Here is a 15,730-nt window from a genome sequence, read left to right on the forward strand (position 1 = left end):
GACCAGACTGGGCGTGAGCGCATACGCGATCTGCGTATTCATCCTCACGCTCGGCAGCAACGGCGTACGAAATCTCGTGGGCTGGTGGGGCTTCCTTGGCATCGCCGTGGTGCTCACCGCCGTCGGAGTGGTGATCTTCATCCGCGAAAAGCCGGAGCGCTTCCGCTGGTATCGGCTCCCGGCCCCCCTGTACTGGTTCCTCGCGCTCGCGCTCGCCTCGATCGCGTGGTCGCAATACCGGTTCGAGAGCGTGCTCGGCGTAACCGCGCAAATCGCGACAACCGTGCTCGCGGTGGTCCTGGCTTTTGTCCTCACCTGGCACGAAGTGCTGCGCACCCTGGGGACCGCACTGCGCTGGATCATCGGGGTCTCCTTCGCGTTCGAACTGTGGGTGTCCCTGTTCGTGCGAGAACCGGTGTTCCAGAACTTCATCGACCGCCCCGACGAAGGGGAGAAGGTCTCGAAGCTGCTGTACTGGAGCCGGGATCTCCTGTTCGCGGGCGGCCCAATCCAGGGGATCGTTGCGAGCTCCGTACTCTTTGGCTTCATCGGGCTGCTCGCCCTCATCGTCTTCGGGATCCAGCTGCGCGCCGGCCTCGTGAGCCGCTTCGCCGGCTGGTGCTGGGTGGTCGCCGCAGCCGCGGTCATCCTCCTCACCCGGGGGGCGACCGTATGGGTGGCGCTGCTCGCTGTACTCGTGGTGCTCGCGCTCGCGCTGTGGGCGCGCAGACTCGGGCCAGAGGGCCGGGTTCCCCTGTACATTGTCGCGACCGCACTGTTCGCAGCGGCGCTTGGCCTGGTGCTGTTTGCCCGTGAGTTCGTATTTGGTCTGCTCGGCAAAAGCGGAGACATGACCGGGCGACTCGAGACCTGGCAGGCCGTCATCAATCTCGCCGAGCAGCGCCCCTGGTTTGGCTGGGGATGGGTCAGTTACTGGGCCCCGTGGGCGGAACCGTTCGCGTCACTTGACGTGAAGGCCGGAATCCCGGTGATGAGCGCCCACAACGCCTGGCTCGATGTGTGGTTCCAGCTCGGGATCGTTGGCGTGCTTGTGTTCGCACCGCTCGTGCTCCTCGCGACCTGGCGGGTCTGGTTCCGTGCCGTGGACGCCCCGCGTCGCGGCTTCGGCCCGCCGCTGCCCTACGCGACGAGCGCACTGTGGCCGCTGCTCGTGATCGTGGCACTGCTCGTGCAGTCATTTACTGAGAGCCGCCTGCTCATCGAAGGGAACTGGGTCCTGCTCGTGTTGATCGCAGTGAAATCCCGCTTCGACTATCAGCTCCCTTCACTCGACGCGGAACCTACGCGGGTGCCGTGGCGTCGCGTCCCGATCCCGGTGCACACGAAAACCGGCGTCATTCCGACGGTTCCCCGGTGACCGGTATGCTTCCCATCACTGCAGAACGGCTCGAGCAGCTCCGCGGCTTTGCGCGGCTCGAGCGCGACACAATCCTCGAACGGCGGGCCCGCGAGGGCGTCGATCCCGCAATCGCGGTTGAGGAAATCCCCGACGTCGACGACTTCGTGGTGTCCGAGCTCCGCACTGAGCTCCTCGAAGAGAGCGGACGCCTCGCGGAGTTCGGCTTGGCACGACTCGCGGCGCGCGCCGGCGGGCCGGACGCGGAAGAGCACCGCCGCAACGCGGATCGCGTCGAGTTTGAGCTGTTACGGGAAATCTCGGCGGCGAGCCCCGAGCTCACCGTCGCGGTCTGGCGTGCGGGAGAGCACCTCTCCCCCGAGTAGCCGCGGCCTGCCCGGGTGGGACCCTCATGATCCGGCGCTAGACTGAGCGCTGATTATGTGCCGCCCACCCGGAAAGAGAGGCGTGTCCTCGATGCCGACAACGCTCCAGTCGATCGTCTTCCCCCTTGACCAAGATCCCGATGTGCTGCCGTTGTACGCAGACGCCGAAACCTGGTCCAAGATCGGGAGTCGGCACGTCCGGCTGAGCGAAAACGCGCACATCGATAACGTGCTCTCCCGGTCGAGCAGCCGCGTGCGCTCCGGCCAGCGCGTCTCATTCGCGAGCTACTTCAACGCGTTCCCGGCCGCCTATTGGCAGCGCTGGACCGTGGTTGACTCGGTGCGGCTGACGCTCCGTACCAGCGGCCCTGGCACCGTGATCGTGTACCGCTCCAACGCGGGTGGCGTACAGCAGCGCGTGGATTCCCGAAAGGTATCGGGCAGCGTGGAGTCGGTCTTTGAACTCCCCCTCACGTCCTTCAGTGACGGCGGCTGGTACTGGTTCGACCTCATTGCGAGCACCGAAGACATGGTGCTCGAGGCGGGCAACTGGAGCGCCGACGCGACCCCGGTTGTTACCGGCAAGCTGAGCCTCGGCATGACCACCTACAACAAGCCGGACTACTGTGTGGCGACCCTCGCCAACATCGCGGAAAACCCCGCGCTGCTTGAGGGGATTGACCGGATTTTTCTGGTGGATCAGGGCACGCGGAAGGTCCGCGACGAGGCGGGCTACGACGCTGTCGCCGAGCGGCTCGGCGACAAATTGCAGGTCATTGAGCAGGGCAACCTCGGCGGATCCGGCGGCTTCTCCCGGTCCATGGCGGAGACGCTCGAGCGTGAGGACAGCGACTTCCTGCTGCTGCTCGACGACGACGTGGAGTTCGAGACCGAGAGTGCGCTGCGCGCGCTCCAGTTCGGACGCTTCAGCCGCGAACCGGTGATCGTCGGCGGCCACATGTTCGATCTGCTCGACAAGCCGGTCATCCACGCCTGGGCCGAGGTTGTACGCCCCGACCCATTCATGTGGGGGCCCTCCTTCGAAGAGCAGCACCGGCACGACTTCCGCAAGCGCAACCTGCGACAGACCAAGTGGATGCACGCCCGCCTCGACTCGGACTACAACGGGTGGTGGATGTGCATGATCCCGAAGAAGATCATCGCTGAGATCGGGCTCTCGCTCCCGGTGTTCATCAAGTGGGACGACGCCGAATACGGCCTCCGCGCCCGCGCTGCCGGCTACCGCACAGTGTCCCTCCCGGGTGTCGCCCTCTGGCACGTGTCGTGGCTCGACAAGGACGATTCTCAGGACTGGCAGGCGTTCTTCCACACCCGCAACCGGATCATCGCGGGGCTGCTGCACTCGGATCGCCCGCGCAGCGGCAAGCTGATGCAGAACAGCAGCCGTCAAGACCTCAAGAAGCTACTCAACATGCAGTATTACGCGGTACAGCTCGCGGTTGACGGCATGCGTTCCGTGCTCCGTGGCCCGGCTGGGCTGCACGACGACATCTCCCGGGATATGCCGGAAGCGCGCGCCCGCGCGAAGGACTTCCCCGAGACCCGGGTGTACCGTCCGGGCGATACAGATACCCCGGTCGCGGTCGGCGGGCGTGCGCTGCCGCTGCTCGAAAAGCCGACGGACTACCCCACCGGCTTGGGGCTCGGCCTGTTCACGGCACGGATGCTGCCTCGCCACTGGCGCCGTAACAGCGCCGAGGCGGAGCAGCGCGCACCCGAACTCGAGTACTCCAAGCGGGACGCGCTGTGGTGGCGGATCCCGCACCACTCGAGCGTGATCGTGGGGGCCGCGGACGGCAGCGGAAAGATGTGGTATCGACACGACCGGGCGAAGTTCCGCCGCCTGCTGCGCGAGGCCCAGGGTCTCAGCCGCCAGATCGAGAAGGACTGGGACCGGCTCGCGGCCGAGTACCGCGCCGCGCTGCCGCAGATGACCTCAGTCGAGGAGTGGCGCAAGACCTTCGACGGCCGCTAGGTCACGAAACGACAAACGCCCTCGAGGATCCAGTGGATCTTCGGGGGCGTTTGCCGTGCGGTGGGGTGCGCCGCCTGGCGCACCCCACGGTTGCTAGTGCTTCAGGCGGTAGATGAAGGCTGCCATCGCTTCGCGGGTCACGTTGCCCTTCGGGCTATAGATCCGCTTGCCATTCTTGTTGATGCCTGTCGAGAGACCAGAGGAGTACATCCAGGTGATCTCCTTGTAGAACTTCTGGCCGGGCTTCATATCAGCAAACGGTGACTTCTTGGCCCCCGAGTACTTGGAGCCCTCGAGCCGGTAGATGAACGCGGCCATCGCCTCACGCGTCACACTGGACTTTGGGGCGTAGGTTCGCCCACCCGCAGTCTTGATTCCTGTGGAGAGCCCGGACGTGTACATCCACGCGATCTCCTTGTAGAACTTGTGGTTGGTTGGCACGTCCTTGAAGGGCGACTTCTTCGGAGCCTTGTAATTCTTCGGAGCCTCGAGACGGTAGAGGAACGCAGCCATCGCTTCACGCGTCACATTGCTCTTCGGAGCGTACTTGCGCAGCGAGCCACCGGCGTTCATGCCCGTCGAGAGCTTCGCCGAGCTCATCCAGTTGATCTCCTTGCCGAACTTGTGCTCGTACGGCACGTCAATGAACGGCGTGAAGTCGACACGGACCTTCGCGGTGCCGCCAACCGACACCACCGTGACGCGGGCGGTGCTGTTCCAAGGCGTGGAATTCTTGCCGGCGCGCATGGTCTGGAAGCGGCCGTTCTGCCCAGCAACTGTGTCCCACACCGAGGTCACCGTGCTCGCCTTTGCGGCGACACCGCTGTAGCGCTCAGTGTAGGGTTTCAGCACCCGCACACCGCGGTATTGGAAATACGAGCGTGTGGCCCCAAAGTCGAGATAGTAATACGAGGAACTGCTCGACAAACCGATCTTCGAGTCTTGTCCCACCGGGGAGCGGAACTCGACATAGTAAGTGCCGCCTGTGGGGCTTTCAACTTTCAGGCCGCGTAGGCCCGTGGTAGCGCCACCCGGCTGCAGCGTGAAGGTCTGGGACCGACCGCCCGCGGCATTCACCGTCTTGACGGATCCTGCTGGTGCGACACCCAGCTGGTGCTTCTGCGCGATGGCGAGCGCGGGGGGTTGCGTCCCGCCGTAGCCTGAGCCGCTGCCCATCACGTTGTACGGGTCTCCGTAGCTCGTGTCCCAGCACGGTGATGCCGGACGGCCGTTGCTCATTTTCGCGTCGGTGGCCTTCCCGGAGCAGAACCTGGCGTTGCCGTGTCCCAGTCCCAGGTTGTGGCCGATCTCGTGGGCGAGCAGCCCCGTCGTTTCGTGGACGCCCTTCGAAGCGTAACTGTTCCGAACCCCGGAGTCGATCCAGACGAGGCCGCCCGAGTGCAGCGATCCGATAGTGCCCCAACCGGCCACGTTGCCGGAGAGACTCCCACAGCTGTCATCCACCACGACCACAAGATGGCGTCCGGACTTCAGGTAGGAAGCCGCGCTCTTCCCAAACGCTTTGGCGCCCAGCTCCCAGAGGGTGTTCGTGGACCCGGCGTCGCATCGCAGGGTCTTGCTATTGTATTTCGGGGTGATCGTCTTCTGGGCGTTTACGGGAAGCCCAGAAATCGCTCCATTGCTCTGGTTCTTCCAATACGCGCCCGCGTCTGTCACGAGCTTCTTGAGTGACGCTGCCGACGGATTCCCGCCACCGGTCACGAACACCAGGTCGACACCGTGCGACTTCTTCGCAGGAGCCCCAGCGACCGCGAACCCGGGAATCGCGCTGCCCGCTACGCCGGGAACCGGACCGCCCTCGCCGCCGGGATTGCTCGCGACCGTCAGCGCATCGGCGACGGCGACGGGACCGCTCTCGGCGATCTCGCTCTCGACCGCAGTCTGGGCCGCAGCGTCGAGCGCCAGGGCACCCTCGAACCGGTCGCCGGTCACAACATCGTCGCCGATAAGCGCCGGATCAATTTCTACGAGCGGACCCTCGTCGGTCGCGACAAGCACGCGCCCGGACAGGAGTTCACCCTCAGCGTGACCGGCCTCATCGTGTGCCGTTTCATCTCCACCGGCAACGGGGCCGCCGGTGTATGTGGGATGCGCCCCCTCGTCGGACACGATCGCGATCGTCCCCGATACCGACAGTGAGTCGGGCGCCTCGGTCAACAGCTCGGGATCCACCTCAGCGTTGTCAGCCAGATCGGGAGCGTCTGTGTCGTCGGTGACGTCGGTGACGTCGGTCTCCGGGGTGACAACCGTGGGGTCGCTGTCATCGCCGGGAACCTCGGGCTCGGTCACGCCGGCGTCCGGGGTTTCGGGCTCCCCGGAATCGGTGCCGGGGTCTGTGCCAGGTTCGGCCGGCTCAGTCACGCTGGGTTCCGAAGTCCCCGGATCGGTGGTGGTCGGGTCGGTATTCGGACCTTGCACTGTGGTCTCGGGAGACGGGATGACGGGCGGCGGAGCGACCGCAATGGCAGGGCTTGCGCTCAGCGCCACGCCGATCGCCAGGGCCGCTCCGAGGAGGGGTTTCAGGGGTGAACGCACAGGGTTCCTTTCACCGGGGACGGGTTTCCCAGGAATTACCCTACGTGTTCACACGCCGCATTCAGAATCTCACATCGCGTTTTTCGTCATGTTTCATCGGTTCATGCGCTGCAGAAACGCGGCCATCGCTTCACGTGAAACGCCAGTCTTAGGCTGGTACTTCGGCTTCCCGCCCGGCTGCGCGGTGCCCGTCGACAGCTTGGCCTGCGACATCCAGGTGATCTCCCGGTAGAACTTCTGCCCCGGTCGCACATCGCTGAAAGGCGACACCTTCGGCGCGCTCCCCCGCGGCTTCTCGAGGCGGTAGAGGAAGGCCGCCATTGCTTCGCGCGACACGTGCGCTTTCGGGAGGTACTTTGGCTTGCCCGTTGCCTGCCGGGTGCCCGTCGAAAGTCCGGTCTGGTACATCCAGCTGATCTCGCGGTAGAACTTGTGACTCACCGGGACATCTGCGAATGGAGATACCGCCGGAGCCCGATAGTTCTTCGGTGCTTCCATCCGGTAGAGAAACGCCGCCATTGCTTCCCGGGTGACGCGGTCACTCGGCCGGTACTCTCGCAGCCCACCGGCCACGGCGCTTCCCGTGGAGAGCGAACTTGTGCCCATCCAGGCGATCTCGTCCGCGAACTTGTGTGAGTACGGCACGTCGACAAACGGCATGAAGTCCACCCGCACCTTCGCCGACTTCGCTCCAGCCTCGAGTACCACGACTCGTACGGTGCTGTTCCAGGGCGTCAGTTGTTTTCCCTTCCGCGCCGTCTGGAACAACCCCGTGACCCCGAGTTGTGAGTCACGCACGGAAACGACAGTGCTGCCATACCGGTGCGTGCCGTTCAAGTTCCGCACTGGCTCTCCCTTCACGAGCCGCACCCCGGACGCTGTGAAGTACTCCCCGCGGGTCTGCCCACTCTCGTACACGCTGCCGGACTTCAGCCCCATTCCGGAGTCTTGGCCGCTCATGGCGCGAAACTCCACATAGAACTCGCCACCCACCGACCCCGCCACGTTGAGCCCCCGCAGGCCGCTCGAGTCCCCAGTGGGGGCGAGGGTAAACGTCTGTGATGCCCCGTCACCTGGGCGAACCTTGCGGACGGCACCGGATCCCGCGGCCCCTAAGGCGTCCTGCTGCGCGATACTGAGAGCTGGCGGCTTCCGGTCGCCACGCCATGCCCCGATCCCCATGACGTTGAACGGGTCGCCGTATTCGACATCTGAGCAGGGAGCCTGGGGAACGCCGCCCCGGGTCGGGGAGTCCGTCGCGGACCCCGAACACACCCGTGACTTCCCGTGTCCAAGCCCGAGGTTGTGCCCGAGCTCGTGCGTCACCATCCCCGTGACTCCAGTGATCGGGAGGCCTCCTGCGTGGCGCGCACCGAGATCCACCCAGATCATGCCGCCGCTGTGCATCACACCATAGCTCCCCCACCCGGCAGAGTTCTGGGCCAGTGCCCCGCAGGCATCATCGACAAACACCACGAGGTGTCGCCCGGAACCGATGTAGTTGTTCGCGGTGCGCCCAAACTGTCGCGCCGCATCCTCCCACAGGGCGTCCAGGTTCCGGGCGTCACACCGCATGCCACGGTTGCTCGCGAACTTGCCGCTGCGCTTGACTGGGCCCACGGAGAGGCTCGAGACGGTCCCTCGGGTTTGCCCCACCCAGTAGGTGCCGGCGTCTCGGACCAACTGGGAGAGCTGCCCGTCACTCGGGTTCCCGCCGCCTGAGTAGAACAAGACGTCAGCCGCGTGAGCCTTCGGCTGCGTCGAGGTTCCTGTGCCTGTTCCGGGAATGATGAGCCCTGCTACGGGGAGCCGCTCGCCGCCCTCGCGCGCCTCGCCGAGGGCCGCTTCGAGCACGTCCTCGGCCACGATCGGCTGGGCGGCAGGTGCAGCCGGAGGTGCAGCCGGAGGTGCAGCCGGAGGTGCGGATATGTTCGGCGGAGCAGGTGCCAAATCGACCGCCGGATCAGACCCCGGATCGGGCGCCTGACCGGGCACCGGATCGAGCGCCGGATCGACTGGAGGTGCCGCGGCTTCCCCCTCAACCTGTGCGGCCACGGTGAGCGTCTCCGCGACTTCGACGCGGATCTCCGGGTTCAATTCAACCTCGCCAGAGAACCGCTGTCCGGTTTCCGCACCTGCAATCACGTTGGGATCCAGCGGAAGCACAGTTCCATCATCAGTGGCGAGCATAACTTGCGGGTCGCTCAGCACCGTGGCAGATTCAGGAGAAACATCCGCAGCCGCCTCGCCCGCACTGGCAAGCGCGGTGGAGCTCGGCATTGGCGCTTCCTCAGCAATCACGATCAGCGTGCCCTCAACTGAAATTCGCTCGGGAATCTGTGACACGGCAATCTCAGCACCGCCGGCGTCCCCGGGCGCGGGGGCAGGAAGCTCCTGCATCTCAAGCTCGGTATCGCGGTCCGGGTGCGCGCCGTCCGACTCCTCGAGAATTTCTGCCCCGGTGTCTTCTGGGATGGCCACGTCGCCGGGCTCTGTGGCCCCCTCGATGACTAGCTCAGGATCTCCGGGGATGCCGTCCCCTGGTACCGCCCCGGGATCGTCCACGGAATCACTCGGCCCCGGTACAAGCGGCGCCTCGGGAGGAATAGTACCCGCATCAGGCTGTGGATCCGCGCGGGGATCAGGATCCAACACGGCCCGCTCAGCGACGGGTCGACCACCTCGCACCTCAACCGCGAGCACCGGCGTGGCCGCACCGAATACCAAGACCACTATGAGGGCGCTGCCAGTCGCGGTTCTGAGTACGAGGTGCATCGATTACCTCCTGACCAGCGCTGGCAAGATATGCGGCCAGCATAATTCCTGATCAGAGGCATGTGTAGTCTGCCGATTTCCTCAGGTACCCGCTAGACTGCGCCCTGCGAACACCTAGCTCACAACCGCGAACGCCCGCCTCACACCGGGGTGGGAGGCGGGCGTTCCCGCGCAGAGAGCGGTACTGCTACAGCAGCTCCTCCAGCTTGTTCGTGTACATCGACAGCGCTGAGCCGATCGCCATGTGCATGTCGAGGTACTGGTAGGTGCCGAGGCGGCCGCCGAAGAGCACACCGTTCTCACCGCCCGTGAGCTCGCGGTACTTCAGCAGGCGTTCACGGTCTTCCGGGGTGTTCACCGGATAGTAGGGCTCATCATCGCGGGTCGCGAAGCGGGAGAACTCGCGCATAATCACGGTCTTGTCGCTCGGGTACTCGCGTTCCGGGTGGAAGTGGCGGAACTCGTGGATGCGCGTGTACGGCACGTCGGATCCGGCGTAGTTCATCACACTGGTGCCCTGAAAATCACCCGTCGGCAGCACTTCCTGCTCGAAATCGAGCGTGCGCCAACCCAGCTCGCCCTCGGCGTAGTCGAAATAGCGGTCCACGGGGCCCGTGTAGACGACGGGGACCGTACCGACAACGGCGCGCTTGTTCAGGGGCTGCGACTCGTCGAAGAAGTCGGTATCGAGCCGCACTTCAATGTTCGGGTGATCCGCCATCTTTTCGAGCCACGCAGTGTAGCCCTCGGTCGGGAGTCCCTCGTGAGTGTCGTTGAAGTAGCGGTTGTCGTAGGTGTAGCGCACGGGGAGGCGGCTAATGATTTCCGCCGGGAGATCGGTGGTCGGCGTCTGCCACTGCTTCGAGGTGTAATCGCGAATGAACGCTTCGTAGAGCGGGCGCCCGATCAGCGAGATGCCCTTCTCTTCCAGGTTTTGCGCGGACTTCGTGTCGAACTCGGCGGCCTGCTCAGCGATCAGGGCACGTGCCGCGTCCGGGCCGTGTGCTGAACGGAAGAACTGGTTGATCGTACCGAGGTTGATGGGCAGCGGATAAACCTCGCCCTCGAAGTTCGAGTACACCTTGTGGACGTAGTTCGTGAAGCTCGTAAAGCGGTTCACGTACTCCCACACAGTTTCGTTCGAGGTGTGGAACAGGTGCGCACCATAGCGGTGCACCTCGATCCCGGTCTCCGGGTCCGCTTCGGAGTAGGCGTTGCCGCCGATGTGTGATCGGCGGTCGATCACGACAACCTTTTTACCGGCGCTTGCGGCGCGCTCGGCAATCGTGAGCCCGAAGAAACCTGATCCAACAACGAGAAGATCCATGGGGACAAGCATAGGCCGTTAGACTGTCCCCATCCGTACGGACCCTCTCACCATGCAGCCATTTGTCACGCCGAGCGCACTTGCGCTCCCCTCCTTGCCGCCGGGCACGGTATCGATCGACCTCCGATTCGACGGTCAACGCGTATGGTCAATCGATGTCCGGCAGCACGCAAAGGACAGTCTCCGTTTCCCCTGGCCCGAGGCTTTGCTGCCCTACCTCCTCGGACGCACCCGCGTCAGTGTTCACGATTCAGCGACCGGCACAGAACTGGGGGCTGCGGAGGTCGAGTTCGATGACGCTCCCGCACGCGTCAGCGTCGTTGATGTGTCAGGCAACCCATTGGTAGTGAACAAGTGGGGTCGTCTCGGCACTGCGCTCGAGGCTATGGGAGCTGTCGCACAGCGCCGGATCATCGACCGTGCATCCGCAATCATTGAGGAGCTCTCGCAACTCGGTCTGCGCCCGTTCATCGTCGGGGGCACGTTGCTCGGCAGCATCCGCACCGGGTCGCTGCTCCCCCATGACGACGACGCTGACATTGCGTACCTTTCCGAGTTCACTCATCCCGCAGATGTTGCGCACGAGGGATTCCGTGTCGGTGCCCGCCTCGCTGATGCTGGGTATGAGATCCGCCGCCACAGCGCCACCCACCTCCAGCTGCTATTTCGGAACGAACTCGGCGAGATCCTGCACTATATCGACGTCTTTGCGGCGTTCTTTTCCACGGATGGCATGATCAATCAGCCGTTCCATGTTCGTGGCGAGATGCGGCGGGATCAGCTCCTTCCGTTTACACAGGTCACGCTCGACGGGACCGAATTCCCCGCGCCAGCCGACGCCGATCACTGGCTCACTATCAACTATGACGCGAACTGGCGCACACCGATCCCGGGCTACGTTCTCGAAACCCCGCGCACTACCAAACGTCGATTCGACAACTGGTTTGGCTCGTTCAACCTCCACCGGGAATACTGGGACGAGCATTTCGCCAATCTCGATGCCACTGAGCCTGCGGGCCGCGCTTGGTCCCTCGGATCCGACTGGATTCTTGATGGGCAACATCACCTGCACGCACCCCAACTGATCGATCTGGGATGCGGTTCGGGCACAATGACCCACGCGCTCGCTCGCGCAAGTTCCGCGCGACGTGTCATCGGACTGGACTACTGTGACCGGGCCCTCGCACTCGCGGCCGAATCGTCGCCGCCGTCCTCGACATACGGGGACGTCGAGTTCCACCACGCCAATCTGTACCGGCTCACCTCGCTCAGCGCCCCCCGTGATGCCGGAATCACCGGCGCTTTCGATATCGTCGCCAACCATGTGCTTGAGCAGATCGGTGACCACGGTCGGGAGCAAGCCTGGCGACTCATCCGTATGGCGCTGCGCAGCGGAGGGAACGCCCGGTTTACATTCCACGCACACCACGCAGCCGATGTTCGGTTTGAGGATCCCACCGGCTGGCATTTGGTGCCGCGCGCACTCGAGGAAGAGGCTGCCCGGTTCGGCATGTCACTTTCGTTTGCGACCCTTGCACGGACGTCAGGGACTGTGCCCGGCAGACGCCCCACCGGCGCGGTCGTGAGCCTCACGGATTCTGCACACGTACTGGACCGGCCCACACGTTCATCCCGGAGGAGCACACCATGACCGAGCACCAAAGCCCCACCGGCCGTCTCACCAACGCACTCCGGCACCGTTTGCCTGGCGGACGTGTGCGCCACCTCGCGGTGGAACTGCAGCATGAGCGGGAGCGCATTTCGCAGCTGGAGGCAGAACTTGACGAGCTCCGGAGAGACAACCTCCGCGTCGCGGAGCTCCTCGACCTAGTCGAATCCCGACTCACGCCGTAAGCTACGTCGCAGAACGGGTACCATCGCACCACCGTTGCCAGGGGGAGGCCACAGATGTCCACCATGCGCCACGTCATCGGAATGCTCTGCGCGGGTGTGCTCGCGTTCGTGGGCGTGTTCACTGCATATGCGGTGACGCTGCCGCTGACAAGCCCGCACAACGTGAGTGGGCCGGCTAGCCTCACTGAGCCGCCGACCGAAACTCCCGATGCGCAAGACTCCGACACGACGCCACCGGATCCGGCCGAAGGGCTGGAGGCCGGGCTCGTGGGTCGATGGGCATCCGAGCGCCCCACGAACCCCACAGCTTTCCTCGAGTTCTCAGAGCACGGACTGTGGTTCGCGTCCGATGGCTGCAATCAGAGCAACGGTTGGTGGCGGATCGCTCCGCACGGCGCATTCACCACAAGCGGCGGTGCCATGACCCAGATCGGCTGCGAGAACGACGTCACAATCACAGCGGTCAGTTTGGCCCGTGATGCGGAAGTGACGAGCGACCTCCTTGTCCTCACTGACGCTACCGGGGAATCGTCTCGCTTCACCCGGATTGAGGATCACGCAATCTCGCTCACGGGGCGCTGGATCGGACCGGGTGGGCCCGACGACTCCGCGTTTGTCACATTTGCGTCCGACGGCAGTTGGCAGCTGGCCACGGGCTGCACAGAGTCGAGAGGCACCTGGGAACTCGGCCCGATGCCGTTCCGAGACGTGCCGCAATCGGACAGCGGTGCTGCCGTCTTCGCTGCGTCCGCCCCCGGGTTGCTCCGGATCGGGTCCGTCACCGCGAAGGCGGCTGCGGGCTGCGCCGAAGCCGACCCGGAGTCCGTCGGGCCGTTCAACGAGGACACCGACTATGCCTTCGGCTTCCGACTCGGCGGCGCGAACGCGCTGGATTCTTTCACAATCACGCCCGCGAATGTCGAGGATGCGGCGGATCCCGCACCGCGACTCATCGAGTTCACCCGCTTCGCGGTAGCCGCGGGCTGATCCGGCGCACGCTCCGAGAGCTACGCCTTGGTGGCGAGGGCGGAGGCGATGATCCGGTGCGCGGGGAGGATACTGCGGCGTTCCTCATCTTGATCGACCTGACCACCGACGAGATCAACGAAGTGCTCGAACTGTGCGGCGAGCGGCTCGAGACCTGAGACCTCGGGCACTTCCATCTCGGTCATCTGCTTGAAGCCCGCGCGGCCATCGGTGCTCTCGATGTTCGCGTGGCGGTACTTCGTGACGCTGCGGAGCAGCAGATCAACCTCGACCATGGAGTTCAGCGACTGGATGGTGAGTTTCCGGACCTTGCGCTGCCCCACACGGCTGGCCGATGCCGAGGCGATGCCGTTGTTCGGGAAACGCAACGTCATGTCGATCACGTCTTCTGCGCCCGCAACCGACTCGGGGTGGAAAAAGCCAAGCTCGGCGCTTACAGAGCTCGGTGAGGCGGAGCCGAACAGCCGCGACACGAGATCGGCGTCGTGTACAAGCATGTCCCAGGCGACCCCGGTCTTGATGCGGGCCCAGTATGGCGAGTGCCGCTCGGCGCGCACGTAGACCGGCTCTTCGATGAGCGACTGCGCGGCGATTACACCGGCGTTGTAGCGTTCCAAGAAACCGCACTGCACGGGGACGTCGCGCCGCTCGGCGGTTGCGAGGATCTCCTCGGTCTGCTCGAGGGACGGGCAGATCGGCTTCTCGATCAGTACGGGCAGACCCGCGTCGAGCACCTGCCTGGCGATGTCGTAGTGGTACTCGGTTGAGGCGGCGACCACAACGGCGTCGGCGTGCTTCAGCGCGGCCTCGGCCTCGGGGTACCACTCGCCTCCGTAGAGGTCCGTGGCGGCGCGACCGTTCTGCTCAAACGGGTCCACAATGCCAACGAGGTTGGCACGTGAGGAGGACGAAATGATTCGGGCGTGGTTGCGCCCCATCGTTCCGGCACCGAATAGCACAATATTGGGGTTGGCCATGATTCTCCTCCAGCGTAGCGAGCGATTTGGTCCCGAGGCTCCGGGACAAACCCGTCCTAGTGTACGGGGTGCTTGCTTGTTCCCCACTGTGCGGGGCTATGGTGGGGGCATGACGGACCTCACCGCACGCGCCCTGGCCGACGAGTTCACCGCGGAACTGCTCGGCGCAGACCTCCGCATCTCGGTTCCCGCTCCCCTGCTCGACGCGAATGCCGACACGCTCACTTTCGTGGGCGACGTCGATCGTTTCGCCGCTGGCCTCGCCGCCGCGCTCGAGGTCGGTGCGGTGGTTTTCGCCCCGAGCGGTGCGGAGCTGCCGGATCCGGGGCGCGGGGCGATCATTCCCGTAGAGAATCCGCGCGCCGCGTTTGGACAAACCGTGGCCCGGCACTTCGCCCCACGGGTGGCCCCCGGTATCGCTGCAACGGCGATCGTGCACGAAACCGCGATCGTGCACGAAACCGCGCACATCGGGGAGTTCACCGTCATTCGCGCGGGAGCCATGATCGAGGCGCACGCCGAGATCCGCGACCACGTCGTGATCGGACGCAACGTTGTTGTTGGCCCGCACGCGCTCGTGAAAAGCCAGGCCGTTGTCGGCGAAGAGGGCTTCGGGATCGAAAAGGACGCAAACGGGAACAACTTTCACGTGCCCCACATCGGTTCCGTGCGCCTCGGCGCGCACAGCGAGGTCGGCAACTTCACTACGGTGTGCTCTGGCACGATCGCGCCGACAGTCGTCGGCGACTACACGAAGATCGACGACCACGTGCACGTGGCGCACAACTGCCGGATCGGGCGCAATGTGATTATCACTGCGTGCGCCGAAATCTCCGGCAGCGTCGTGATCGAGGATGACGTTTGGATCGGGCCGAACGCGTCGGTGATCCAGGGTCTCACCCTCGGCAAGGACTCGCTGCTCGGGATCGGGGCTGTCGCGCTCAAGTCGATCCCCGAGAACGAGGTGCGCGTCGGCAACCCGGCCAAGCGCCTGGGCGACAACAAGAAGTAGCGAGTACTCTCCTCGAGTTTCCTCGGAGAGGCCCCGAGAACACCCGCCGCTCGGGCTGCTCGTGTACGCGAGGGCTGGCTGGTGACCCAGTGCCGGGCCCTTTGCGTACGTTCGATCCCGAGCGCGCTCGCGCCTAAAACGGGTGGGGTGTGTCCGGGTCTTCGGGCGGCACTGTCGACCGTTCGCTTCGGGGCTTCGAGGGTGCTGGGTCGGTGCTGAATCTGACTCGGCTGGGTGGTCGGTCGATTGTGATGCGGCCGGTGGGGCTCACCCATTTCAGTGTCCCGCCCGGGAGTTGGGTAAGTTGCCAGTCACTGTGGTGCTTCAGGGAGTGGTGGGCTCGGCAGAGCAGTGCGAGGTTTGTGGTCGTGGTGGGTCCGCCGTCGGTGGCGGCGATTGTATGGTCGATGTCGCAGCGGTGGGCTGGGGCTCTGCATGCTGGGGCTCTGCAGTGGAGATCTCTCGCGGTGATGCGGCGTTGCATTTCCGGGGTGGGGGTGTAT

General features: G+C 64.8%; 12 protein-coding genes. 7 read left to right on the forward strand and 5 right to left on the reverse strand.

Annotated features, from left to right (window positions below; translation table 11 throughout):
- Window positions 1-13: 13 nt before the first annotated feature.
- From FM113_RS16135 to FM113_RS16145, 3 genes are all read left to right on the forward strand, one after another.
- Window positions 14-1,378, forward strand: coding sequence for an O-antigen ligase (locus FM113_RS16135; protein ID WP_254909056.1), 1,365 nt, complete (start codon window positions 14-16; stop codon window positions 1,376-1,378).
- 5 nt (window positions 1,379-1,383) lie between these two features.
- Window positions 1,384-1,743, forward strand: coding sequence for a hypothetical protein (locus tag FM113_RS16140; RefSeq protein WP_087015869.1), 360 nt, complete (start codon window positions 1,384-1,386; stop codon window positions 1,741-1,743).
- 91 nt (window positions 1,744-1,834) lie between these two features.
- Complete coding sequence (locus FM113_RS16145) at window positions 1,835-3,739, forward strand: glycosyltransferase (protein WP_087015870.1); 1,905 nt, start codon at window positions 1,835-1,837, stop codon at window positions 3,737-3,739.
- Between the two features lie 93 nt (window positions 3,740-3,832).
- Here FM113_RS16145 and FM113_RS16150 read toward each other — a convergent pair whose 3' ends face one another.
- From FM113_RS16150 to glf, 3 genes are all read right to left on the reverse strand, one after another.
- Window positions 3,833-6,295: an S-layer homology domain-containing protein gene (locus FM113_RS16150; protein WP_087015858.1), complete on the reverse strand. Its 2,463-nt coding sequence runs from the start codon at window positions 6,293-6,295 to the stop codon at window positions 3,833-3,835.
- A 93-nt stretch (window positions 6,296-6,388) separates the two neighbouring features.
- Window positions 6,389-9,070 (reverse strand): S-layer homology domain-containing protein, encoded by a 2,682-nt coding sequence (locus FM113_RS16155; protein WP_087015859.1) that lies wholly within the window; start codon window positions 9,068-9,070, stop codon window positions 6,389-6,391.
- Window positions 9,071-9,257: 187 nt separating this feature from the next.
- Window positions 9,258-10,397, reverse strand: coding sequence for a UDP-galactopyranose mutase (glf, locus tag FM113_RS16160; RefSeq protein ID WP_217896041.1), 1,140 nt, complete (start codon window positions 10,395-10,397; stop codon window positions 9,258-9,260).
- Between the two features lie 52 nt (window positions 10,398-10,449).
- Here glf and FM113_RS16165 point away from each other — a divergent pair, with 52 nt between their 5' ends.
- Genes FM113_RS16165 through FM113_RS16175 form a run of 3 tightly spaced genes read left to right on the forward strand, consistent with a single transcriptional unit; the run spans window position 10,450 to window position 13,238 of the window.
- Window positions 10,450-12,048 (forward strand): trans-aconitate 2-methyltransferase, encoded by a 1,599-nt coding sequence (locus tag FM113_RS16165; protein ID WP_087015861.1) that lies wholly within the window; start codon window positions 10,450-10,452, stop codon window positions 12,046-12,048.
- A complete protein-coding gene (locus FM113_RS16170) occupies window positions 12,045-12,251 on the forward strand; it encodes a DUF6752 domain-containing protein (protein ID WP_087015862.1) in 207 nt (68 codons plus the stop codon). Before FM113_RS16165 ends, FM113_RS16170 begins: the two co-directional genes overlap by 4 nt.
- 54 nt (window positions 12,252-12,305) lie before the next feature.
- Window positions 12,306-13,238 (forward strand): hypothetical protein, encoded by a 933-nt coding sequence (locus FM113_RS16175; protein WP_087015863.1) that lies wholly within the window; start codon window positions 12,306-12,308, stop codon window positions 13,236-13,238.
- 20 nt (window positions 13,239-13,258) lie between these two features.
- On the opposite strand, the gene FM113_RS16180 is transcribed toward FM113_RS16175, so the two are convergent.
- Window positions 13,259-14,215: a Gfo/Idh/MocA family protein gene (locus FM113_RS16180; RefSeq protein ID WP_087015864.1), complete on the reverse strand. Its 957-nt coding sequence runs from the start codon at window positions 14,213-14,215 to the stop codon at window positions 13,259-13,261.
- A gap of 109 nt (window positions 14,216-14,324) precedes the next feature.
- On the opposite strand from FM113_RS16180, the gene FM113_RS16185 reads away from it, so the two are divergent.
- A complete protein-coding gene (locus tag FM113_RS16185) occupies window positions 14,325-15,227 on the forward strand; it encodes a transferase (RefSeq protein WP_087015865.1) in 903 nt (300 codons plus the stop codon).
- Window positions 15,228-15,360: 133 nt separating this feature from the next.
- Here FM113_RS16185 and FM113_RS18645 read toward each other — a convergent pair whose 3' ends face one another.
- Window positions 15,361-15,711, reverse strand: coding sequence for an HNH endonuclease signature motif containing protein (locus tag FM113_RS18645; RefSeq protein ID WP_369676701.1), 351 nt, complete (start codon window positions 15,709-15,711; stop codon window positions 15,361-15,363).
- Window positions 15,712-15,730 lie beyond the last annotated feature (19 nt).

This window comes from Leucobacter sp. 7(1), from assembly GCF_900163635.1.
GTDB lineage: Bacteria > Actinomycetota > Actinomycetes > Actinomycetales > Microbacteriaceae > Leucobacter.

What these genes read in the sequence shown, in the direction of transcription:
- FM113_RS16140 (WP_087015869.1), top strand. Translation starts at nt 1,384, where the DNA reads ATGCTTCCCATCACTGCAGAACGGCTCGAGCAGCTCCGCGGCTTTGCG.
- FM113_RS16145 (WP_087015870.1), top strand. Translation starts at nt 1,835, where the DNA reads ATGCCGACAACGCTCCAGTCGATCGTCTTCCCCCTTGACCAAGATCCC.
- FM113_RS16155 (WP_087015859.1), bottom strand. Translation starts at nt 9,070, where the DNA reads ATGCACCTCGTACTCAGAACCGCGACTGGCAGCGCCCTCATAGTGGTC.
- glf (WP_217896041.1), bottom strand. Translation starts at nt 10,397, where the DNA reads ATGGATCTTCTCGTTGTTGGATCAGGTTTCTTCGGGCTCACGATTGCC.
- FM113_RS16165 (WP_087015861.1), top strand. Translation starts at nt 10,450, where the DNA reads ATGCAGCCATTTGTCACGCCGAGCGCACTTGCGCTCCCCTCCTTGCCG.
- FM113_RS16170 (WP_087015862.1), top strand. Translation starts at nt 12,045, where the DNA reads ATGACCGAGCACCAAAGCCCCACCGGCCGTCTCACCAACGCACTCCGG.
- FM113_RS16175 (WP_087015863.1), top strand. Translation starts at nt 12,306, where the DNA reads ATGTCCACCATGCGCCACGTCATCGGAATGCTCTGCGCGGGTGTGCTC.
- FM113_RS16180 (WP_087015864.1), bottom strand. Translation starts at nt 14,215, where the DNA reads ATGGCCAACCCCAATATTGTGCTATTCGGTGCCGGAACGATGGGGCGC.
- FM113_RS16185 (WP_087015865.1), top strand. Translation starts at nt 14,325, where the DNA reads ATGACGGACCTCACCGCACGCGCCCTGGCCGACGAGTTCACCGCGGAA.
- FM113_RS18645 (WP_369676701.1), bottom strand. Translation starts at nt 15,711, where the DNA reads ATGCAACGCCGCATCACCGCGAGAGATCTCCACTGCAGAGCCCCAGCA.